At 40.3% G+C, this 22,030-nt stretch carries 24 protein-coding genes; 13 read left to right on the plus strand and 11 right to left on the minus strand.

Annotation, left to right across the window (positions count from 1 at the left end):
• Positions 1-99 precede the first annotated feature (99 nt).
• Positions 100-939, plus strand: coding sequence for an HDOD domain-containing protein (locus JG479_RS03695; protein ID WP_002961652.1), 840 nt, complete (start codon positions 100-102; stop codon positions 937-939).
• A 68-nt stretch (positions 940-1,007) separates the two neighbouring features.
• Here the strand turns inward: JG479_RS03695 and JG479_RS03700 are convergent, their stop codons facing one another.
• From JG479_RS03700 to JG479_RS03725, 6 genes are all read right to left on the minus strand, one after another.
• Positions 1,008-1,685 carry a FlgO family outer membrane protein gene (locus tag JG479_RS03700; protein ID WP_149602197.1) on the minus strand — a complete coding sequence of 226 codons (678 nt, stop codon included), beginning with the start codon at positions 1,683-1,685 and terminating at the stop codon, positions 1,008-1,010.
• A 103-nt stretch (positions 1,686-1,788) separates the two neighbouring features.
• On the minus strand, positions 1,789-3,465 hold the full coding sequence (locus JG479_RS03705) for an amidohydrolase (RefSeq protein ID WP_200219988.1): 1,677 nt from the start codon (positions 3,463-3,465) through the stop codon (positions 1,789-1,791).
• Positions 3,466-3,597: 132 nt separating this feature from the next.
• Entirely contained in the window at positions 3,598-3,834 is a 237-nt protein-coding gene (locus JG479_RS03710; RefSeq protein WP_002961647.1) for a calcium-binding protein, read from the minus strand.
• A gap of 9 nt (positions 3,835-3,843) precedes the next feature.
• The gene (locus tag JG479_RS03715) at positions 3,844-4,080 is read right to left on the minus strand and encodes an EF-hand domain-containing protein (protein WP_200219989.1); all 237 of its coding nucleotides are present in this window, start codon (positions 4,078-4,080) and stop codon (positions 3,844-3,846) included.
• Positions 4,081-4,265: 185 nt separating this feature from the next.
• A complete protein-coding gene (locus JG479_RS03720; protein WP_024597597.1) occupies positions 4,266-4,493 on the minus strand; it encodes a hypothetical protein in 228 nt (75 codons plus the stop codon).
• 24 nt (positions 4,494-4,517) lie between these two features.
• Positions 4,518-4,751 carry an EF-hand domain-containing protein gene (locus JG479_RS03725; protein ID WP_002961641.1) on the minus strand — a complete coding sequence of 78 codons (234 nt, stop codon included), beginning with the start codon at positions 4,749-4,751 and terminating at the stop codon, positions 4,518-4,520.
• 330 nt (positions 4,752-5,081) lie between these two features.
• On the opposite strand from JG479_RS03725, the gene JG479_RS03730 reads away from it, so the two are divergent.
• The 4 genes from JG479_RS03730 to JG479_RS03745 are packed head-to-tail and all read left to right on the plus strand — an operon-like array spanning position 5,082 to position 8,947.
• The gene (locus JG479_RS03730; RefSeq protein WP_200219990.1) at positions 5,082-6,539 is read left to right on the plus strand and encodes a sensor histidine kinase; all 1,458 of its coding nucleotides are present in this window, start codon (positions 5,082-5,084) and stop codon (positions 6,537-6,539) included.
• Between the two features lies 1 nt (position 6,540).
• Positions 6,541-7,086, plus strand: a complete 546-nt coding sequence (locus JG479_RS03735) for a hypothetical protein (RefSeq protein ID WP_200219991.1) — start codon at positions 6,541-6,543, stop codon at positions 7,084-7,086.
• A 2-nt stretch (positions 7,087-7,088) separates the two neighbouring features.
• Positions 7,089-8,438 carry a sigma 54-interacting transcriptional regulator gene (locus JG479_RS03740; RefSeq protein WP_138488616.1) on the plus strand — a complete coding sequence of 450 codons (1,350 nt, stop codon included), beginning with the start codon at positions 7,089-7,091 and terminating at the stop codon, positions 8,436-8,438.
• 8 nt (positions 8,439-8,446) lie between these two features.
• Positions 8,447-8,947 (plus strand): DUF1543 domain-containing protein, encoded by a 501-nt coding sequence (locus JG479_RS03745; protein WP_200219992.1) that lies wholly within the window; start codon positions 8,447-8,449, stop codon positions 8,945-8,947.
• A gap of 33 nt (positions 8,948-8,980) precedes the next feature.
• On the opposite strand, the gene JG479_RS03750 is transcribed toward JG479_RS03745, so the two are convergent.
• Entirely contained in the window at positions 8,981-9,208 is a 228-nt protein-coding gene (locus JG479_RS03750; protein WP_007581571.1) for a hypothetical protein, read from the minus strand.
• A gap of 132 nt (positions 9,209-9,340) precedes the next feature.
• On the opposite strand from JG479_RS03750, the gene JG479_RS03755 reads away from it, so the two are divergent.
• Complete coding sequence (locus JG479_RS03755) at positions 9,341-10,591, plus strand: multifunctional CCA addition/repair protein (RefSeq protein WP_039485010.1); 1,251 nt, start codon at positions 9,341-9,343, stop codon at positions 10,589-10,591.
• 5 nt (positions 10,592-10,596) lie between these two features.
• On the opposite strand, the gene JG479_RS03760 is transcribed toward JG479_RS03755, so the two are convergent.
• The 3 genes from JG479_RS03760 to pdsR all read right to left on the minus strand — a co-directional run bounded on the left by JG479_RS03760 (position 10,597) and on the right by pdsR (position 13,865).
• The gene (locus tag JG479_RS03760; RefSeq protein ID WP_182196201.1) at positions 10,597-10,761 is read right to left on the minus strand and encodes a hypothetical protein; all 165 of its coding nucleotides are present in this window, start codon (positions 10,759-10,761) and stop codon (positions 10,597-10,599) included.
• Positions 10,762-11,037: 276 nt separating this feature from the next.
• A complete protein-coding gene (gene pdsS / locus JG479_RS03765) occupies positions 11,038-13,176 on the minus strand; it encodes a proteobacterial dedicated sortase system histidine kinase (protein ID WP_200219993.1) in 2,139 nt (712 codons plus the stop codon).
• Positions 13,176-13,865: a proteobacterial dedicated sortase system response regulator gene (gene pdsR / locus JG479_RS03770; protein ID WP_200219994.1), complete on the minus strand. Its 690-nt coding sequence runs from the start codon at positions 13,863-13,865 to the stop codon at positions 13,176-13,178. Before pdsR ends, pdsS begins: the two co-directional genes overlap by 1 nt.
• A gap of 204 nt (positions 13,866-14,069) precedes the next feature.
• On the opposite strand from pdsR, the gene pdsO reads away from it, so the two are divergent.
• The 3 genes from pdsO to JG479_RS03785 are packed head-to-tail and all read left to right on the plus strand — an operon-like array spanning position 14,070 to position 17,480.
• Positions 14,070-14,801, plus strand: coding sequence for a sortase-associated OmpA-like protein PdsO (pdsO, locus tag JG479_RS03775; RefSeq protein WP_200219995.1), 732 nt, complete (start codon positions 14,070-14,072; stop codon positions 14,799-14,801).
• Between the two features lie 46 nt (positions 14,802-14,847).
• Positions 14,848-16,878 (plus strand): marine proteobacterial sortase target protein, encoded by a 2,031-nt coding sequence (locus JG479_RS03780; protein ID WP_200219996.1) that lies wholly within the window; start codon positions 14,848-14,850, stop codon positions 16,876-16,878.
• Positions 16,875-17,480 carry a class GN sortase gene (locus tag JG479_RS03785; RefSeq protein ID WP_200219997.1) on the plus strand — a complete coding sequence of 202 codons (606 nt, stop codon included), beginning with the start codon at positions 16,875-16,877 and terminating at the stop codon, positions 17,478-17,480. Before JG479_RS03780 ends, JG479_RS03785 begins: the two co-directional genes overlap by 4 nt.
• Here the strand turns inward: JG479_RS03785 and JG479_RS03790 are convergent.
• The gene (locus JG479_RS03790; protein WP_200220316.1) at positions 17,375-18,334 is read right to left on the minus strand and encodes a DMT family transporter; all 960 of its coding nucleotides are present in this window, start codon (positions 18,332-18,334) and stop codon (positions 17,375-17,377) included. The genes JG479_RS03785 and JG479_RS03790 overlap by 106 nt on opposite strands.
• 119 nt (positions 18,335-18,453) lie before the next feature.
• Here JG479_RS03790 and proB point away from each other — a divergent pair, with 119 nt between their 5' ends.
• The 4 genes from proB to JG479_RS03810 all read left to right on the plus strand — a co-directional run bounded on the left by proB (position 18,454) and on the right by JG479_RS03810 (position 22,020).
• Complete coding sequence (gene proB, locus JG479_RS03795; protein ID WP_200219998.1) at positions 18,454-19,557, plus strand: glutamate 5-kinase; 1,104 nt, start codon at positions 18,454-18,456, stop codon at positions 19,555-19,557.
• A 116-nt stretch (positions 19,558-19,673) separates the two neighbouring features.
• Positions 19,674-20,033: a glutaredoxin family protein gene (locus JG479_RS03800; RefSeq protein WP_002961611.1), complete on the plus strand. Its 360-nt coding sequence runs from the start codon at positions 19,674-19,676 to the stop codon at positions 20,031-20,033.
• A 39-nt stretch (positions 20,034-20,072) separates the two neighbouring features.
• The gene (gltX, locus tag JG479_RS03805; RefSeq protein ID WP_002961608.1) at positions 20,073-21,557 is read left to right on the plus strand and encodes a glutamate--tRNA ligase; all 1,485 of its coding nucleotides are present in this window, start codon (positions 20,073-20,075) and stop codon (positions 21,555-21,557) included.
• A gap of 163 nt (positions 21,558-21,720) precedes the next feature.
• On the plus strand, positions 21,721-22,020 hold the full coding sequence (locus tag JG479_RS03810; RefSeq protein ID WP_002958795.1) for a hypothetical protein: 300 nt from the start codon (positions 21,721-21,723) through the stop codon (positions 22,018-22,020).
• Positions 22,021-22,030: the final 10 nt, after the last annotated feature.

The raw sequence follows: 22,030 nt of genomic DNA on the forward strand, positions 1-22,030 counted from the left end.
TCGGTAAGTTAGACAATACTAATTATATTACTAATACGAAAATTAACTGCCTGAGTTTGCAGTTACTTTACAGGCTGAACACAAAAGGATGGCAGCTTTATGTCTACAGAAAACGCTTTATTAACGATTCTAGTCGATAGAATAAATAACGATACGTTGGTTTTACCAACGCTACCTGAAGTAGCGATTAAGGTTCGCCAAGCTGCAGATAACCCAGATGTGAATTTAATCCAAATGTCAGATGTAATCTCACAAGACCCAGCGCTTTCAGCTCGTATGATAAAAGTAGCTAATAGTGCGATTATGGGACGTTCTGTAAAAGTATCTAATTTACAACAAGCAGTGACTCGTATTGGATTACGTCAAATTAAAAACATTGCTACAGCTATGGCTATGGAACAATTATTTGTATCAAATAATGAGCTAATTAAAGGCTACATGGGTAAGGCATGGCAAAAAACATTAACTGTTGCTAGCCATTCAATATCACTCATGGAATTTTATTTAAAAAATAGTAAGCACACGTCACTAAACCGCGATTCTATTACACTCGCCGCACTTGTTTATAATATTGGTGTATTACCAATTTTAACCGAAGCTGAGCGCCACCCAGAGGTATTTGCTAATCCAAGCTTTTTGGCTCATGCAATTCAAAAGCTGAGTGGAAAAATTGGCTCATCTATTATGCAAGCGTGGGAATTCCCTAAAGAGTTTGTTGATGTAGCTCAGAGCTGGGCTGACCCAAGTTACAAACCTGAAAAAGTAAGTTACGTGGATTTTATTCGAGTAGGGGCTATTTTAGAGGGCACGTTACAGGTTTCTGATAAGTCTGCAGCGCTGCAAACGTATATAGACAAAGGCGTTATACCGTCTATGCAGCTATTCACAAGTGATGAGTACAACGACATGCTAAAAGATGTGAAAAACATGTTTAGCTAAACATGTTTAGCTAAACATGTTTTATTACACAAACAAAAAGGGTTAACTTGCGTTAACCCTTTTTATTTCTATTGAATAGCGTCTAGTACTATTCCATCGGTTCTGCGAGTAGGGTATAGCGATTCAACCACAAAGCTGGGAATAAACCCTTTAGCTGATGACACCACTACTTTAGATTTAGCGCCAATAATACGAGCATTAACAATAACACCGCGGTTGGTGTATGTAAGCGTCCCAGTTAAAGTGTATTCAATATGTGGGTAGCCTTTAATATCTTTGCCATTACGGCTAAATGAAAAATCACCCATCGGCGTCACGTGCACTGTGCCTGTGTGCTTATAATCAACAACAGACAAACCAAACTCTTGTAATTCAGTAATAAAGCTTTCAGCTAAATGATTGCCAAAAATATTAGTAGTTTGCAGGTTGTCGTCTAAATTTACAAACGAAGTTATAGCGATAGGCGTGCTACTATTTATGTAATTCATATTTTCAATTAGCTTCATTGCTAATTGCTCTGTGTAATTACTTAGTAACTTACTGCTGTTAATTGGGCGGTAATTATTTTCTGGAAATTGCCAATTACTCACGCGCGGCTGATTATTTTCAGCATAGCGATTATGGGCATGATTATAGCCAATATTGTTATGTGGTGCATGTCCATTGTAAACAGGATGGGTAGAGCAAGCTGAGAGTGATAGTGTAAAAAGTGCCGATAAAGTAAGAGTTATTTTTTTTGATAACATGTTTTCTTCCTGAAACATAAGGGGATTTTATAAATACCCCTCCTTATCGACACACTTTTTGATTACTTTAATTAAATTTAATAATTAATTTGTTTATTTTTAATTATGGTGCCTTTGTAACCTCTTCTTTTTTATAGCGAAGCTTACCTGCTACCCATGTTTGCAGTACGTTTGTTTTGTATATCTCCTCAACAGGTACTTTAAAGTAGTCTTTATCAATTAAAATAAAGTCGGCCCATTTACCTTTTTCTAAACTACCCACCTTAAATTCTTGATGAGCTGCATAGGCGCCACCAAGAGTAAATGCACGTAATGCATCTTCGCGGCTTAGTACTTCACTTGCGCGCCAGCCGTTTTCCGGTAGTTTGTTATGATCCATGCGTGTAATGGCTGAATACAAACCATCAAATGGATTTGCAAGCTCTACAGGGTAATCAGAGCCTGCTGCAACAACCGAACCTTGCTGTAAAAATGTTTGCCACGCGTAGGCGCCGCTTAGTTGTTTTTCAGTTAAACGCTGCTCTGCCATATGCATATCTGAAGTGGCATGCACCGGCTGCATTGAAGGGATTATTTTTAACGCTTTAAAGCGAGGGATATCATCAGTGGTTACAATTTGGGCGTGCTCTATTCGGTTTCGTAGTAATATACCGCCCGTTTTTTTAAACACATTTTGATAGGCATCAAGTACTACTTTATTTGCTTTGTCGCCAATGGCGTGAGTATTTGCGCTAAAGCCGCTTTTAAAGCTTTGTGTAAAGAGTGCTTCGAGTTTCTCTTGTGTTTCAAGCATTAAACCATGGTGACCAGGTCTGTCTGCATATTCTTCAATAAGTGCTGCACCACGAGAGCCCAATGCGCCATCGGCGTAAACTTTAACACTGCGAATTTCCATAAAGTCATTTTTGTCGTGGTACCGGCCTGCCTTTAACATTGTGTCTAAATCAGGGCTTGCACCACTTAACATTGCCACAATACGTAGTGGTAAATTACCAAGGTCGCCGCGCTCTTTGTAAACCTCCCATGTGGTTTTATCAATACCTGCATCGTGAGTAGAGGTAATACCTAAACTTAATAAATGTTTACCTGCTGCATCAAGTGAGTCACTTATATCTTGTTTTGAAGGGGCTGGCATATGCTGGGTAATTAGCGATTCTGCTTTGTCTACAAATATACCCGTAGGATTGCCAAATTCGTCTTTAATTATCTCACCGCCTTCAGGTGCTTTTGTTTGGGCGGTAATACCAGCAAGTTCGAGCGCTTTTGAATTAACCCAAATGGCGTGGCTATCAACTCGAGAAAGCACCACAGGTCGATCGTTAACTACTTTGTCTAAATCTTTAGCCGTAGGAAAGCGTGTATCAGCCCAAAGCTCTTGGTTCCAGCCTCGTCCTATAATCCAACCTTGTTTGTTATCGGCAAATACTTTTAGTTTATTCGTTACTTCATCAACCGATTTTGCACCGCGTACATCAAGTTGCGATAAATTATCGCCAAGGCCAATAACGTGCCCATGAGCATCAATTAAGCCTGGTAATAAGGTATTACCGTGCGCGTCAATTAGCTTGGCATCTGGGTAGCTATCTTTAAGTGTATCGCTACCTAGTTTTACTACCTTGCCATTTTTAATAACGAGGGTAGTAAACTGCTGTACTTCACCTTGATATAAAGGGGTATAACCATTGGCGTTATAAATTACTTTTGTTTGTGCAAGAGTGTAACTAGAACTAGCGCAAAGGCTGGCTAGTATGAGTGGTTTGATTATTTTTTTGAGCGACATAAGGCATTATTTTTTATTGTTAGTGCGTTAACACTAGCAAACCCAACTTTATAATACCAATATGTGAGACAAATTATGATGAAGAAAAAAGCAGTAAAGCTAGAACATAAAATATCTAGCTTTTGAAAGGGTTTATTTACTAGCGTATAAACTGTATTCACTTAGCGTTAGCTTGCCGTCTTTGTCTTGATCGTAGCTTGAAAACCGAGACCACAAAGCGGGGTCTACAGCGGTTTCTGAACGTGTTAAAAAACCATCCTGGTTTCTATCAAGTTTTTCAAATTGCTCTGCAACATTGTTGCTTGCAGCAAAGCCTAATGTGCTAAAAATACTAAACGCAAAAAGCGCTATATAGCTTGTTTTTTTCATGAAAAATACTCAGTAGAGGTTATTGGTAAGGTAATTTTTAAATTCGATTAACGAAATTTGGTTATCTTGGTTTTTGTCCCATTTTACAAATGTGTTTAATAGTTGTGGTTGGGGATCAAGTTCGTCATGCGTTAAATAGCCACTTTTGTCGCTATCGAGGTGATCAAAGCGTTGCTTTACATCAAGTGCAGCGGCATCAAAGCTTAATAGCATTAAGATGCTTATAATAAGGGGAAATATCTTCATGGTGTTCCTTCCAAAAGATGTATTTAAAGTTTGTGGCTAAAATAAAGTGAAAAGGAAAAGCACTTGCCGTAATTTAACTCCCAACATTAAATCCTTTTACACACTCCCTCAGGGATTATGGCAAATGCTTTTAATTCCAGTTTACCTATAACAAGCTTAAGTAAAGCTTAATCAGTAATTACTCATTAAGGTTTAAAGCTTTCAAATTCTTTTTTTGAGACTTTTTCATCACCGTCTTCATCTAAGTCGGCAAATTGTCTCATTACTTCCTTGTCTTCCTTTGCTTCTGCAATTGATATTTGTCCGTCCATGTCTTTATCTAAGTGGGCAAAACGCACATTTGTTGGCGATGCAATTACGGTGGCACTAATTGCTAAAAACATTAATGAAAAAGCGGCTATAAGTTGTTTCATAATCACGTTCCTTATTAAATGAGTTTATTGAATAAATTTTTTGAATTCATCTAGCGACAATTGCCCATCTTGATTAGTATCAATTTGAGAAAAATTCTCGTGTAACACAGCATCTTCACCTGCTTCGGCTTCACTTAATGTGCCGTTACTGTCTTTATCAAGTTCGTTAAAAGTCGCGTGAACGTCCATTGCGTGTGCATTAGCGCCTAAAAAGCCTAAAGCCAGTAATGATGAAATTACTAAAATGCGTTTGTTCATAATTATTTCCTTATTGATTAAAGTTATTACTCCTATTACAAAAATGGTGCCAATAATAATTGTTGTTATTTTTCAACTGGTTATTGTTTTAGCTTTAAGCCAGTGAGAAGTTTTTACTGGGTTTATTGTAATTTTTGTGCGCCTTTTGCAACACTATTTAGTGAGGTTGAAAGGGAGTTTATTAAAATCAAAGAGTTACGTTGTCTCTATTTGGCGACACATTGTTTTGTAGTGCTGGCTGTTAATCGTATTAAATATAATTGCTGGTTCAGCTAGTGTATAAGGTAAGCACTTAATAATAGAACGCTTAACTTAAAAGGACTAAACGAAATGCCAGCAACCATAGCTAAAAAATACCAAGCAATGCTTAACTGGCGGCCTAATTTAATTGGGCAATTTGCAATGAGTATGCTGCTTTCGTTACTGCCGCTTTCTATAGTGGTGATCGTATTTTTAAATGCGCTTAATAAGCAATTAGCGGTTACTCAAAGTATTGTGAGTAGCAACTACCAAGTTACCAAATCGTTTAACACTTTAAAGCAAGAGCTCAACAGCCTTGAGCGCGCCACTAGGCAAAACTGGGTATTAAAAAGTGAATCGCTAGATAAGCTCATTGTCGATAAATGGCAATCATCCCTACAAAGCATTGATGAACTCAAATTTGTAAACACGAATAAGGAGTATATTCACCAATGGCAACGCTTATATACCACCTTACAAACCGCGCATGTAAAACTCGTTGAGCAAAAACAACAACAAGCTGAGCTATTTGTGCCAGTGAGCGATTTAGTTGCTGAGCTTACTTTATGGTTACGTGATAAAAACGAAGCGCAAATTACCAATAACCAAAATGAGCTTACAAGCCTGCAAGCGTCATTTATAAACTGGCTGGTGGCACTTATTCCACTGACTTTAATTGTTGGGGGAGGTTTTTTATGGCGCATAAGTGGGCGGCTAAAAGGGTTAACTACGGTTATTGATAAGCTTGGGCAGGGGCATTGGCAGCAAAAAATATCTGTGAAAGGTTCAGCTGAGCTTGTTGAGCTAGGAGAAAAACTCCAATGGGTACAAGAGCAGCTTCATATGCTTGAGCAGCAAAAAGATACTTTTTTACGCCATGTAACTCATGAGCTAAAAACGCCGCTTGCTTCAATGGTTGAAGGCACTGATTTATTAACTGATGAAATAGTAGGCCCAATTACCGCTGAGCAAAAAGCGGTGCTTGAGCTCATTAGCCAATCTATGGTGCGCCTTCGTACAATGATTGACAGTTTGCTGAGTTATAATGCGATTCGCACCAGTAAAGACAGCTTAAGCGAAGTTGAATTTAGTCTTCTTATTAATAAAATTAATAGCCATTTTGAGCATCGCTTAACTGCGCGTCAGCAAGCTCTGCAGTGGCAAAATACTTTACCTAACAAACCGCTTGCTTTACCTAGTGAGCTTATTGAGATGATTTTAATTCAGCTTATTTCAAATGGCTTAAAATTTTCAGAGGATAAGCAAAGCGTTACTATTAATTTAGCGCTTGAGCAAAACCAGCTTTGTATCGTTGTGATTGATAAAGGCTGCGGTATTAAAGAGCAAGAAAAAACTCAAATTTTCAGCGCATTTTATCAAGGTAAACACAGTAAAAATGTTACGCTGCAAGGCAGTGGACTGGGTTTAACTATTGTAAAAGAGTCTGTTGAACAGCTAAGAGGTACACTTAGTGTTGAGCATAACGAGCCACATGGTTGCCGGTTTTCAATTAAAATTCCCATAACAAAAAATCTAGGAGTTAATTAACATGCGCTTGCGTTTAATCGCTATTTTATGTGTGCTCAGTAGCAGCATGGTTATATCAGGTTGTGAAATTAATAATGGGCAAGAAGAGCGTGTGTCAATTACACCTGCACCTGTGGTCGATACAAAAAAAGCGAACGATAAAAACAGTAACCCTAGTCCAAAGCCTAGACCAAAAATTGAGCCAAGCTATCCTCCTGCAGAGCAGGTTATTGCATGGCATGCTAATCAGTGTGGTGGATTCAAATTGGTACCTAGCAAAGATGTTTTTACAGGCGAAAACGAGCTTAAACGCTTTTTTAAGTTCATGTGCTTAAACATAAATGATGATCCAAATACGGTAATGACTCAGTTGTTAAAGCTCGATCTTGCTTACTTTTGGCCTGATGACATAAAGCAATATTTATGGCTTCAAAAGCAGCAAGTAACTATGCAAATAAATGCTAAAAAAGAGCAGCAAGCACTTAATAATAAAATGCAAGAAACCCTCTCATCGTTAGCAACGATTGAGCAGCAACTTTTACTACGAGAAGAAACGAAGGAGCAGTAACGATGGCCGCAACTAAAGTACAAGGTGCAAAAGTATTACTCGTAGACGACGACGCTAGCTTATTAAAACTGCTCGCTATTCGTATCGAATCAAAAGGATACGAAGTAACAACCTGCGAAAGCGGCTTAACCGCACTACAAATACTTAAAAGCCAAGTGTTTGACGCCGTAATAACCGACTTACGCATGGATGAAATGGATGGTATGGCACTGCATCGTCAGCTGCAAAGCCGCTACCCAGCATTACCTGTCATTATGATGACAGCGCACGGCTCAATTCCTGATGCCGTAGAGGCAACTAAGCAGGGCATTTTTGCATTTATAACTAAACCAGTGGATAAAGATGAGCTATTTGACAGCCTTGCTAAAGCGATAGAAATTCATGGTGTTAACGCCGATGAAGCTGCACCTAAAAGTAATATAGTTACGCGCAGTGGTGCAATGCTGCACTTGTTAGAGCAAGTAAAACTACTTGGGCCAACGCAAGTTAATGTACTTATTTCGGGGGCTAGTGGTACTGGTAAAGAGCTACTCGCACAGGCGATTCATCAGCATAGCCATGTAAGCAGTGGCCCTTTTGTTGCAATTAACTGCGGTGCTGTACCTGGGGAGCTTTTAGAGTCTGAATTGTTTGGTCATAAAAAAGGCTCGTTTACGGGTGCAATTAAAGATCACCAAGGTTTGTTTCAACAAGCACAGGGTGGCACGTTATTTTTAGACGAAATTGGCGATATGCCGCTTAACTTACAGGTTAAGTTACTGCGCGTATTACAAGAAAAAACAATTCGCCCAGTAGGTTTTCAAGAAGAGATAGCAATTGATGTACGCATAGTGTCGGCAACACATAAAAATCTTCCTGAAGCTATTTTAAACCAGCAATTTAGAGAAGATTTATACTATCGCTTAAACGTAGTTAATTTAAAATTACCGCCACTGTGTGAGCGCCGCGAAGATATAAGCTTATTAGCACAGCACTTTAGTGCAAGCATTGCTAAGCGCATGAACCAGACTGAAAAACACTTTGCAAGCGATGCTATGCATGCACTTGTGCGTTACGACTGGCCAGGTAATATTCGCCAATTACAAAACGTAGTAGAGCAGGTTGTAGCATTAACACCGAGCGATGTTATTTCAGAGCATTTAGTGTTAGCTGCGCTAAATAGTAACGAAACAAACGTAGAACCATTATCACTAAACGACGCTAAAAAAGAGTTTGAGCGCGACTATGTAATTAACACTTTAAAAATGGCAGGTGGTAACGTAGCTGAAGGCGCTAAGCTTGCCAAGCGCAACCGCTCAGATTTTTATAAGTTGATTAAAAAGCATAATATTGATGTTGATAATTTAGGTTAAGGAAAAGCATGCAGTTATTTATGGTGTATTTAGGTGGCCGGATTCAAGGTTGCCACATTGAAATGCATGATATTCGTTTTGTAGTAGGGGAGAATATAGAGCAAACCTATTCAAAGTTAAAAAGCCAATGGGTAGGCGACAGAAGTAGTGTTCACATGGATAGCTACATGGCAATTAATCATATTGATGGCTTTAAAGTAGAAGTTGTTGATAGCTATGTGGAGCAAAATAAACAACTCTATTTTGTAAATTTAGGCGCTTACAGAAGTGATTCAATGGCTGAGCAACATGACTTTGCGCTGTATGTTGCAAGCAGTAGCCATGAAGCTAAAGAGCGAGCTAAAAACGATTTGCTCGCAGGGCTTAGTCATATTCATAACGATGATTTACATGATGTGGACGATTGCTTTGCCATTGATTTACTCGACAGCCAGCTAAACATTAAGCTCACGCCTAGTGGGCAAGCTCAAGCAATTAAACCAGATTGGTTTGGGTACCACGTACTTTAAATAAAGAGAGCGCTCTAAAAATATAAAGCAGGATTAAGAATCCTGCTCGTTTTGCTCATCTTTTTCGCTTTTAGCCGCCATTTTAAACGCCACAATAACCAACCCAAACATAGCAAACGGCAGTGCTGCCAACATGTATTCAACCACATTACTGTCTTGAAAATTTGCTTGTAGTAAAAAGTGACCCGCCACACACATCAAAATAACCACTAATAAAATGGGTAGTAACATGAGTTCTTTTTTTGATGAATGGTTTTTCATTAATTATGAGGCTATAGCTAAAAATAATGCGCCATTGTAATGAGCTTACTTAAGCTTGGCAAATACCGCAGAATTTTTTAATTAATGATATGATTAGCGTCAAACAATTGGGCAAGTGTTATTGGGAATAAAGTGAAAAGTAACTTAAAACAAGTTTACCTCGTTGGCGGTGCAGTGCGCGACAAACTGCTAAATATAAAATCAAAAGATAACGACTATGTAGTGATTGGGGAAACACCAAAAACGATGGAATCGCTTGGTTTTGTGCCAATAGGTAGTGACTTTCCGGTTTACTTACACCCAAAAACAAAAGAAGAATATGCACTAGGGCGCACAGAGCGTAAAAGTGGCAAAGGCTATACTGGCTTTGTAGTTGATGCCAGCCCAACGGTAACGCTCGAAGAAGATTTAGCAAGGCGTGATTTGACCATAAATTCAATGGCGCTTGATGAACACGGTAATATTATTGACCCGTTTAATGGCCAAACTGACTTACAAAATAAAACACTGCGCCACACCACTGAGGCATTTGTAGAAGACCCTGTTCGAGTACTGCGTATTGCCCGTTTTTTAGCGCGCTATGGCAGTGATTGGCGTATTCACCCAAGTACCTATGCATTAATGCGCGAGCTTAAAAATAAAGGTGAGCTAAATCATTTAGTACCTGAGCGCGTGTGGCTTGAAACCGAAAAAGCACTGGGTGAAAAGCACCCTGAGCTTTATTTTGAAGCATTGCAAGGCTTGGGTATTTTTCCAGAACTTGAGCGCATGGTTAATGTACCGCAACCGGCAAACCATCATCCTGAAGGGGATGTATTTGTGCATACTATGTTGGTACTTAGACGTGCAGCGGATTTGAATTTTAACTTAGAAGCACGTTTTGCTGCACTTACCCATGATTTTGGAAAAGCGCTTAGTTTTAAAAAGCATGGAAACCTACGTGGGCACGAACGCGAAGGTGTTGCAGTTATTGAGGCGTTTTGTGAGCGCTTAAAAGTGCCTAACCGTTTTCGCGATGTTGGTGTACTCACCAGTGATAATCACACCCTTTGCCACACGATTGATCAGTTAAGGCCGCAAACCATTCACAAGCTAATAGTGACTAACCTAAATGCGTTGGTACACCCAGAACGTTTTATAGCGTTTACCCAAGCATGCCAATGCGATGCACAAGGGCGTGGTGAAACACTGGTCGATAAGCCATACCCGCAAGCAGCTAAGCTGCGAGCAATTCATACTGAACTGCAAAAAATGGATAAGAAACAAGTAGTGCAAGATGCACTTAAAAATGGCAAAAAAGGCCCTGAAATAGGCGAAGAAGTAAAACTTGCAGAAATAAACTGCATTAAAGCATTTTTAGAACATGAGAAGTCCCAAGCGTAATAAAATTAGACTAAGTAGTGCGATACGCCTTGGTTTTTAGTCGCGTCGTGCTTTCTTAGCTCTTTGTAATTGGTGTTTTTTGGTTTTACCTCTTCAGACTTGGGCTTTTTAGAGGGCCTGTATAAGTCGAAAATAAAGTCTAGTTCTTCACGCTCTAGTGATGGTTTCATGAGTATTCCTTCAATTTAATACTTTAATATGATGTAGGGTATGGTCATTCGACTGAATAAAAAGTGAATAGTTACATTTGAAGTTGTACTAAATTGTAACCGGCAGCTTTTAAGGGATGAGAGGGGGTTATTTGTTAAATTATATAGAGTTAAGATAAATTAAAGTAACTCTTTTTAACTAAAAATATACAGCTTAATTTATTACGTACTTACTATTTGCATATAATGCTGTGGCTATAAATATAACGGTACAAATATAACGGTATAAATACAGCCCTAACTATTAGCTAACGGCAGTGTTACGGTAAACACGACACCATCACCTTGTTCGTTGTTTTGCGCGGTTACACTGCCTTTATGGTAGTCGCACACCAGCCTTACAATATAAAGACCTAACCCCAAATGTGGCTGTTGCTGCATTTGCTGGCTACGTACCGAAACCATAGAGTCAAAAATATGCTCAGTTAATCCTTCAGGTAAAGCGGGACCAGTATTACTCACTGTTAATGTTGCTTTATTTTCGCTCTGCTTAAGGCCTACATTAATAGCCGTATTGGCTTCACTAAACTCCAGCGCGTTATTAATAAGTTTATCAAGCAGCTGAGCTATAAACTCCGGTGCACCTTGCATTGGTAATTTGCTTTGGCATACATCAAGCGTAAATAACTGGTTTGGGTAAGTAAGCTGATAGCCTTGCATACAGCCATTTATTACTTTTTGTAAATCAAAAGGCTCAGGCTCGTTGCTTTGAATACTCTGCTCAAGGCGGGTGGCTTCGCTCATGGTGGTTATTATTTTACCTAAGCGTTCAACGCCTTCACTGGCGCGGTCGAGGTATTTTTGACTCAGCTCGTTTTGTGGCAAGCTTTGTAAGTTTTCGAGTGATGAGCGCACTACGGCAACTGGCGTGCGCAGCTCATGCGACAACCGTGACGACATATTTTCTAAGTAATCGGTATAGCCGCCAAGTCGGCTTACAATATTTGAAAAACTACGTGATAGGTCGCCAATTTCATCGTTAGCATCACTGTAATTAATACTGCCGGTAACACGCCCTTGTGCATCAATTGCTTGCTCAGCGGTATCGCGCAGCCGCCTAATTCGGTTCGATATACGTGAGGCAAAAAAGAATAAAGTCACAGTACCAATTAGCATCACAGCTAAAATAACGTTAAAGAGCTTTTCGAGCGATTTGTTACGCAGCGTACGTACGCCGTTTGTGGTTTCCTCTGCTATTACCGCGCCAATTACTTGGTCTTGAATCCAAATAGGGTAAGCGGCCGATAAAATAACGGCTTTACTGTCGGGTGTTAATCGCCAAGACGATGCTGGTTGTCCTTTTAATGCTTTCGCTAAATGTGTGCCCTGCATAGAGGCTACATCGTGCAGGGTATCTAAAAACTCATTTTCGGGGCGCGTTAATATTTTATAGTAAATAGGGTGTAAGTAATTTTGCTCAAAGCGCTGCCACCAAGTTTCAGGTGCTTTATTAGCAAGCCCATCAGCCCATACGCCATCTGCATTTTGAATAGTACCCGATTGCGCAAGTACGCGATGATGGTTATCAACCACCCAAATGCGGCTACCACTGTGGCCCATGCCTTTTAAAATACGGCTAATTTCTGGAGAAGGGACTAATACTGAGCCTAAATCGTTTGGGTTATTTAAATTTGAGGTCGACATTATTTTAGGTTCTAACAATGCCTCTTTACTATCTACGTCAACAATAGCAAAGCCAAGTTTGTTGCCTAGCATGCTAATAGGAAAGCGCAGCTCTACGTTATAACCTGATTCGGTGCTTTCAAAATAGCCCTGAATTTTTGTAAAAGGGGCTTTGGTATTTGCATCAAACGCATTAACCCAGCCATCTTGGCGTGGCGCAATTATATAGGTATTAAATTGGCCGTCAGGTGTTTTTAAGCCAATTTGTAAATAATCGTTATTGGTAATACTTAAGCTATTTTTAGCGCGATAAATAAGGGTATTGTCGGTTACTTTAAATACGGCGTATAAGTAGTTATCAAACTTTCCCACCATATGATCAAACGATAAGTCACTGGCTTGATGTTTGTTATCTGTTTTTTGTAAGTAGCGCTTATCGTAATGCCAAAATAGCGGTTGATAGCTGTCCCAATCGTTAAGTTTACCGTCGAGCTGAATAGGGTTTTTAAGATTATAAGCGTATAAATCGCGGCCTTTTACTACTTGGTCTAAAAAGTTAGTTTGCTCGTCAAATAATGCAGGGCGCTCATGTAATGCAGTAGCAAGTGCGCGAGTGGTGCCTACGAGGGTTTTTTCTTGGCCTTGGCGTAAAAACTTTTCCATTTCCCATACGTACTCGTAGCCAAGCCACGGTAGCAAAAACAAAAAACATGAAAGTAATATAAATTTACTGCGCAGACCAAATCGTAGCATTACTGTTGTTCCCACCGATAGCCCATGCCATACACGGTATCTATACAATCAAAGGTGCTATCGAGTGCTATAAACTTTTTACGAATACGTTTTACGTGTGAAGTAATAGTGCTGTCGTCTACATAAATTTTTGCATCGCTCATTAAATCGTTACGGCTTTTAACATGGCCTGGTCGCTGGGCGAGTGAATGCAGCATCCAAAATTCGGTTACGGTTAAATCAACTAATTGTTGCTGCCAAAATACCTGCATACGTTGCGTGTCGAGCGTTAACTGCCCGCGTGTTATGAGGGCGTTTGCATCAGCGGGTTGTTCAAGTGCTTCCATTCGGCGAAACAGCGCACCAATACGTGCAGCTAAGTGAGCCAAGCTTATGTCTTTTGTTAGGTAGTCGTCGGCGCCCATGCGCAGGCCGCATACAGTATCTATTTCGCTATCGCGGGCGGTTAAAAAAATAATAGGCAGTGTTTTAGAAAGCGAACGCAATGTTTGGCACAGTAAAAAACCACCATCTATTTCATGGCCTAGGCCAATATCAACAATGGCTAAATCGGGCAGGGCGTTTTTAAATGCAGCTTCAGCGCTGGCGCGATTTTCAAAGCCACTTACTTGGTAGCCCTGTGCGCTCAGCATTTCTATGTAGTTTTCGCGGATTGCGGGTTCATCTTCAACGATGGCTATTTTTTTCATTTTAATCATTATCCTATCGGCTCTGTTGTGCACTATATCGAAGTTTTTAAGCTAAGTAAGGTTAAAAAGGCAATTGCCATTTTTTTGCCACAATTGCTCAGCAGTTTGCCATTTTTGATCCCCTTTGCTGCCACTTGAGCTTGTTTTAATACACCCATCAAAACAAAACATCACAAATTAAAAAGTAAGTTTAAGGATCAAATCATGAAGAAGACATTAATTGCGTTAACACTCGTTGCTAGTTTTTGTACTCCAGCAATTGCCTCAACATCTAACACGCCATCAAAAGAAGCCCATAAAGAAACGGCTATTGGGCTAGGTGCAGGCGCTATTATTGGCGGCGTAGTGGGCGGGCCAATTGGTGCGTTTATTGGGGCATTTGCCGGTGGTTTAATAGGTGATTCAAAAGTAGCTGATAACAAAATTGCAGAGCAAGAGCGTGCAATTACGGTTATGAAAGAAAAAACCAGCGATTACCAACACGTGCTTAACCACAATAATATGTTAGAGCAACAGCTAGAAGTGCTTGCCAATCAAAATGAGCAGTTAACTCAAGTTCAAATTAATAACTTATTGGCGATGACGGTGCAATTTAAAACAGGTTCAAGTGTTATTGCCCCGCATTTTGCACTGCAGTTAGACCAACTGGTTACCTTGTTAAACAACCAACCACAACTCGCACTTGATTTAAGTGGCTTTGCCGATCAACGCGGCGATGAGCAAGCTAATCTTTTACTTTCTAAAGCGCGTGTAAATGCCGTGCAAAGCTACTTAATAAAACACGGTGTGAGCCACAAACGCTTAAGTACGCAGGCATTTGGCGAGCAGCAAACATTGGCTAACAGCAACTCGGTGGAAGATAACTTTTTTGATAGACGCGTAACGCTTACCACTCGCTCAATGAACCCTGTAAATGGCCAAACGGCGAGTAACTAAATCTAACTGAATCTAAGTAAAACAAAGCGTTCGATGGAGTGATTTTATGTTGAGTAAACCGACCAAAATGCTTACTAAAGTAAGCATTTTTATATTCATAGCGATTGTGCTGTTAGCTAGCTTTAAAAGCCATGCGCAATCACCCAAGTTAGAGCTTTTTGATAGCAATGGTGCGCCAGCAGGCCCCGCAATAATATTAAAAAGCGACGCCAATATGACCTTAACTGGCCTAATTAATCATGTTGTAGTTACGCAAACCTATCAAAACGAAAACCCGTTTGCAGTTAACGCGCGCTACGTTTTTCCATTGCCAGATGAAAGCGCTGTGCACGCCATGACAATGCGTATAGGTGAGCGAGTCATTAAAGGCCAAATTGATAAAAAAGTGGAAGCCGAAAAAAAATACGAGGAGGCTAAAAAAGCAGGCAAGCAAGCGGCCCTTGTACGCCAACAACGTGCGAATATGTTTATTACGAATGTGGCTAATATTGGCCCTGGGGAGCAAGTGATTATTGAGCTTGAGTATCAAGAAATAATTGACTACAGCAGCGGTACATTCGCTATTAGGTTTCCTACTACCATTACACCGCGTTATCACGCGATTAGTGGTGAGGTTGAGGTTAGTACTCAAAATCAAGAGCACGTTAACTCACTCCCAACGGGATGGTTAAGCCCTGTTTACAGCATTCAAAGCATCACTCAAAATAGTACTCAAAATGATAACGTACCAAGCAGCCAATTTAGCTTAAACATTGATATAGACGTAGGCTTAGAGCTGGTGGATATCAGTTCTAAATTTCATAATGTTGATGTGCAAAACACTGCGTTTGGACAATATAAAATAGCGTTAAATGAGACAAATGCAGTTAATCGCGACTTTGTACTTGAGTTTAAACCGCTGCAAAAAGAGCAAGCTCAGGCCGCTTTTTTTACTCAGCAGTTTGAAAATGGTGACCGATACGGGCTTGCTATGCTAATGCCACCAGGGGATCACTTTACACAAACACAGCGCTTACCTCGCGAAATGGTATTTGTAGTTGATACGTCAGGCTCTATGCACGGGCAATCTATGGAGCAAGCTAAAAAAGCGTTGTTTTATGCACTGTCATTACTTGATAGCGACGACAGCTTTAACATTATTGGTTTTGACAACATAGTAACTCCAATGAGCGATAAACCACTTATAGCCAGTGACTTTAATTTACGCCGTGCAGAGCGATTTATTTATAGCCTAGAGGCCGACGGTGGCACTGAAATACAAGGTGCGCTTAATGCCGTACTTGATGGTAGCGAGTTTGATGGTTTTGTGCGCCAAGTTGTATTTTTAACTGATGGCAGCGTAAGCAACGAAGATGCATTATTTAAAAATATTCAAAGTAAGTTAGGCGATAGCCGCTTATTCACAGTGGGTATTGGCAGCGCACCGAATAGCTTTTTTATGCGCCGAGCGGCAGATATAGGCAAAGGCTCATTTACGTTTATAGGCAGCACAAGCGAGGTGCAACCTAAAATGCAGCAGTTGTTTGATAAGCTTGCACATCCGGCTATTACTAGCTTGGCGCTAAGCGATGAAAGCGGTAATAGCTTAGATTTTTGGCCATCACCACTTCCTGATTTATATTTTGGCGAGCCTATCATGGTCGCTATAAAACTTAATAATGCTAAAAATGTGGTACTTGCTGGGCAAACAGCACAAGGGCCTTTAAGTATTAAATTAAGTACACAAAATAGCTCAAGCGCTCAAGGTATAGCAAAACTGTGGGCGCGCCAAAAAATCAAGTCATTACTTTTATACAACGAGCAAAGTACAGTTAAAGATGAAGTACAGGATCTTGCGCTTACTCATCAATTACTTAGTCCGTTTACTGCTTTTATAGCGATTGAACAAACTCAAATAAAAGAAGTGGCAGAGCAAACGGCGCAAGCTACTAATGCATTACCACAAGGTATGGCAATGCGTTTACCGCAAACCGATGGGCAAAGCAGGTTACATATATTACTAGGCTGTATTTTATTATTGGGATTTAGCGTGCTTAAAATAAATCGAGGGCTTAAATTAAGCAGGGCACGTAAATGAAAAAGTGGCTAAGCGTGGGCTTACTAATAGCTGGGCTTGGATTATTTGGTCACGGCGCTTATATGCAGGCAAAAGCGTGGCTTGCTCAAGTATTAATTGAGCAAGCATGGCAAGAGGCGCTTAAATCACCCGGCACTAAAGTAAAACCGTGGTATTACGCCGACAGCTACGTTACTGCAAAGCTTGATTGGCCAAGTCATAATAAAACATTAAGTGTATTGGCTGGAGCGAGTGGCCGTAACTTAGCGTTTGCGCCTAGCCAATTTTTACCCGCAGGGGAGCTTGGCGGAAAAGAGTTTGGAAACGAAAAGGGCGCGCTAATAGCCGGGCATAACGACACCCACTTTGCATTTTTACAAAACGCCAAAGTGGGGGAGGCGTTTACTTTGCAACTGCAAAGTGGGGTGATTCAAAATTATAAGGTAACGGGGATTGAGGTTATTCATCAATCCCAAAACACATTTTTACAAACACCCGGGCTGTATTTGCTTACCTGTTACCCTTTTGATTCGCTTGCCTCGGGTACTGATTTAAGATTGCTTATATCTGCGCAAATGTCTTCGCCCGATTCACTAAGCGGTATATCAACCATAAGTTCTTGATGGCGCTGGCTTACCATTACGCCAATAAATACCACAAATATGCTCAGCCATTGCCAAACGTTGAGCACTTCGCCCAAAATAATAGCTGACAAAATAAGTGTAAAAATAGGAATTAAATTAGAGTACGCAGCAGCGGTTAATACCGATACCTTGCTAATTGCATAGTTGTACATGCCATACCCGCCAAGGGTTACACACGAACCTAAATACAAAATGCTCATAAGCGCGGTTAAGTCGTGTTGGTTTTCGCTTGGTAGGTCGATAAAAAACAAAAACGGCGCAAAAAACAAGCTGCCGCTAATACCTTGCAACGCAATTAAAGTCAGGGGCGAGTAGCGATTAGCTAAATGTTTAATACTTACGGTATAAAATGCAGCGCACACCATAGCCATAAGCTCTAAAAAGTTACCTAGTAACGGATTAGGTGCTTGGTCGGTACTTGGTGAAAGAAGCGTAAGTAAAATACTGCCGCCAATACACAGCGTAAAGCCGACAACAATGGCTTTGCTTATATGTTCTTTAAGTAATACAAAGGCAAGCAGCGCAATAATAATAGGCAAGCAAGAGACAATAACACCGGCCTGCGAGGCTGATGTGTATTCCATTGCATGGCCTTCAAATAAAAAGTACAAGCAAGGCTCAGCAAGCGACATACCCACTAAATACTTCCAGTCACCTTTTAAGTACTCAAACCGAATAACGTAGCGCCATAAACAAAGCGACAAAACTAACGTAGTGAGCATGCGTAAAAATATCACCAATGCAGGGTCGTAAATGGCAATGGCGTATTTGAGCGCAATAAAAGAGCTGCCCCATAAAAAGGTGGCAATAATTAAACATAAACTGGCAGGCATAGAGAGTAATTTACATAATTTAATAAAATCAGATCCTAGCATGAATATTTTTAACTTGTTCAAAAATACCGAGCTGGTATAAATTAATTCATCTTTAATTAATCAGTAGTAAAAAGCACATGCAAAGGGAACAGGTAATAGTTGCAAAGCTTGGTACAAGCGTACTCACTGGCGGCACCGATAAGCTAGACAAAGCACATATGGTTGAATTAGTACGCCAATGCTGCGAGCTTAAAAAGCAGGGTCATCACGTTATTTTAGTATCGAGCGGCGCGGTTGCTGCTGGGCGCGAACAACTATTAAAACCCTGTGGCAGAAGCTTAATTGATAAACAAATGCTTGCTGCAATTGGACAAGGTCAACTTATTCATATTTGGCAGAGCCTATTTGCTTTATACGGTGTAAACGTAGGGCAAATGCTACTTACTCGCGCCGATGTAGACGACAGAGAGCGCTACCTTAATGCCCGCGATACACTCAATGCGTTATTAAATTACGACGTTGTACCCATCATTAACGAAAATGACGCAGTCGCAACCAGCGAAATAAAAGTAGGCGACAACGATAATTTATCGGCACTTGTCGCTATTTTGGCTAATGCTAATAAGTTACTGCTACTTACCGATCAAGAAGGGTTATTTACCAGCGATCCGCGCACAAACGCCGATGCCACCCTCATTGGCGAAGTAACACATATAAACGATGAGCTGCGCCAACTTGCTGGTGGCAGTGGCACAAATTTAGGTACTGGCGGCATGGCGACTAAACTGCAAGCCGCTGACATTGCAAGGCGCGCAGGTGTTGAAGTTATTATTGCTAAAGGCGCAGGTAAAAACGTTATTTTAAAATGTATGAGTGACGAGTTACCTGGTACACGCTTTTTAAAACTCACCGCCCCAAAAGATGGCCGTAAAAAATGGCTACTCGCTGGGCCTAAAAGTACCGGCCAAATTGTTATAGATGCAGGTGCTATTAGTGCCCTTCAAAATAAAGGTGCAAGCTTACTTGCTAAAGGCGTTACTAATGCATTTGGACGTTTTGAAAGAGGCGATTTAATTGATTTAATAGATACTAAAAATCAAGTGATTGCACGTGGCTTAACGCGTTTTAGTAGCACCGAGGTAAATAAAATAAAGGGTGCGCATTCTAGTCAAATAGGCCAATTACTCGATTACGATAGTGGCGCAGAAGTACTTCATAGGGATGATATGGTATTGCTATAGCAGCACTTTTAGTAAATTAAATTACGTGAGTGTAATTCTCGCAGTATTACACTTTTTTGATTGTAAATTTGTGCTAAAATCTGGCTCCTTAAATTGTTGTAAGCAGAGCACAGAACATGAAATTAGTTCGTTGGTTTTTAGGTTGTATAATCTTATTCTTTAATTTTGTATTTACTCCTCGCAGTAAAAAGCGTGCAAGCGACGAGCAAGCACAGCTTGATCAGCAAACCTCACAATTTAAACTGTACCAATTTAAAGCATGCCCGTTTTGTGTAAAAGTACGCCGCGCTATTAAGCGCGAAGGCTTAAACATAGAAACGCGTGATGCAAAAAATAATGAGCAATATCGTCAAGAGCTTCTTGAGCAAGGCGGCAAAGTTAAAGTGCCTTGTCTGCGTATAGAGAAAAATGGCCAAGTACAATGGCTGTATGAATCAAACGATATTATTGCTTACTTAAACAAAGTAGCTGCATAAACCACTTTTATTATCTCACTTATTTAAAGAGAATTTACCATGACAATTCGCACCCGTGTTGCCCCGTCGCCAACTGGTGACCCGCATCTTGGCACCGCTTATATCGCCTTATTTAACTACTGTTTTGCTAAACAACAAGGCGGTGAATTTGTACTTCGTATAGAAGATACAGACCAAGTACGTAGCACGCCAGAGTCTGAACTTGCGATTATGGATAGCTTACGCTGGTTAGGGCTTGAGTGGGATCATGGTCCTGATGTGGGTGGCGAATTTGGTCCTTACCGTCAATCTGAGCGTAGCGATTTATATAAAAAATACGCGCATCAGTTAGTTGACGATGGTAAAGCGTTTTACTGCTTTGCAACAAGCGAAGAGCTTGATCAAATGCGTGAAGAGCAAATGGCAGAAGGCTTGCGCCCTAAATACGACGGTCGTGGTTTAAACCATACAGATGAAGAAATTAAAGCAAACTTAGCGGCAGGCAAACCTTACGTTATACGTATGAAAATCCCAAGCGAAGGCACATTTAAGTTTAACGACTACCTACGAGATGAAATTGAGATCCCGTGGGAAAACGTAGACATGCAAGTTCTTTTAAAAGCGGATGGTTTCCCAACGTACTTTTTAGCGAACGTAGTTGATGACCACCATATGCAAATTAGTCATATTTTCCGTGGCGAAGAGTGGATTAACTCAGCACCTAAGTTATTAAAACTTTACGAAGATTTTGGTTGGGAAGCGCCGGTACTTGGTCATTTACCATTACTACGTAACCCAGATAAATCAAAGCTATCTAAGCGTAAAAATCCAACGTCTATTAACTACTATAAAGAAATGGGTTACCTACCAGAAGCCGTGCTTAACTACTTAGGTCGTATGGGTTGGTCAATGCCAGATGAGCGTGAAAAGTTCACACTTAATGAAATGATTGAAAACTTTGACATGAAGCGCGTATCGCTTGGTGGCCCAGTATTCGACGTGGATAAATTAAGCTGGTTAAACGGCATGTGGATCCGTGAAAATCTAACCGACGAGCAGTTAATTCAGCGCTTTGTTGATTGGAAGTTTAACGGTGAAATGTTAGCTAAAGTATTACCAGAGGCTAAAACGCGTATTAATACCCTTTCGGATATGGTTGAGCTGGCAGGGCACTTTGTAGGTGGTATTCCAACTTACGATCCTGCGCTATTAACAGCTGGTAAAGCAGACGAAAACGTAATACGCCAAGCCCTACAATTTTTTGTATGGCAGCTTGAAGGCTTACGTAGCTTTGATAAGCCCGCTATTTTTGCAATTGCAAAAGAAGTGGCTACATTTCACGAGCTTAAAATTAAAGACTTTTTAGAGCCAATTTTTGTCGCAATTACAGGCAAAACATCAAGTACGTCAGTGCTTGATGCAATGGAAATATTAGGCTCTGACTTATCACGTGCTCGTTTACGTGTAGCGCTTGCTCATTTAGGTATTTCTAAAAAGCAGGCTAAAAATATAGAGCGTGCGTACCGCGAATACCCAAGTGCATAATTGCTAAACAATGTACTTTTAAAAGCCGAGCTTAGTAAAATAAGTTCGGCTTTTTTGTTTCAGGCTGTTTAGCTATATGACATCGTATTTTGATATTGTTTAACTAAAGTATTAGTACTTAGCCCAATGATACAATAGGGAATATAAACTCATAGGAGGCAGTATGATTGCACCTGTAAAAAACAAAGCCATTTTTAGCAGTAACACATTTTCGATAAACCTTGTTACTTACCCAACCAATCATAGCGTAATGAACCATATTGACCCTGTGCAGCAAGGGCGCTATTACAAGCTTAATTTTGTATTAGAGAAACCTAAAGCGGGTGGGGTATTTAAATGCTCAAAATGCATTATAAATTTATTTAATCGCGTGTATTTGTTCAGACCCGATAAGTACGAACACAGCGTATCTAAAATCGAGTCTGGAAAGCGTGTGCTACTGAGCTTTGCGCTTAATATATAATTTGCACTTT

This window comes from Pseudoalteromonas sp. LC2018020214, assembly GCF_016598755.1.
GTDB lineage: Bacteria > Pseudomonadota > Gammaproteobacteria > Enterobacterales > Alteromonadaceae > Pseudoalteromonas > Pseudoalteromonas distincta.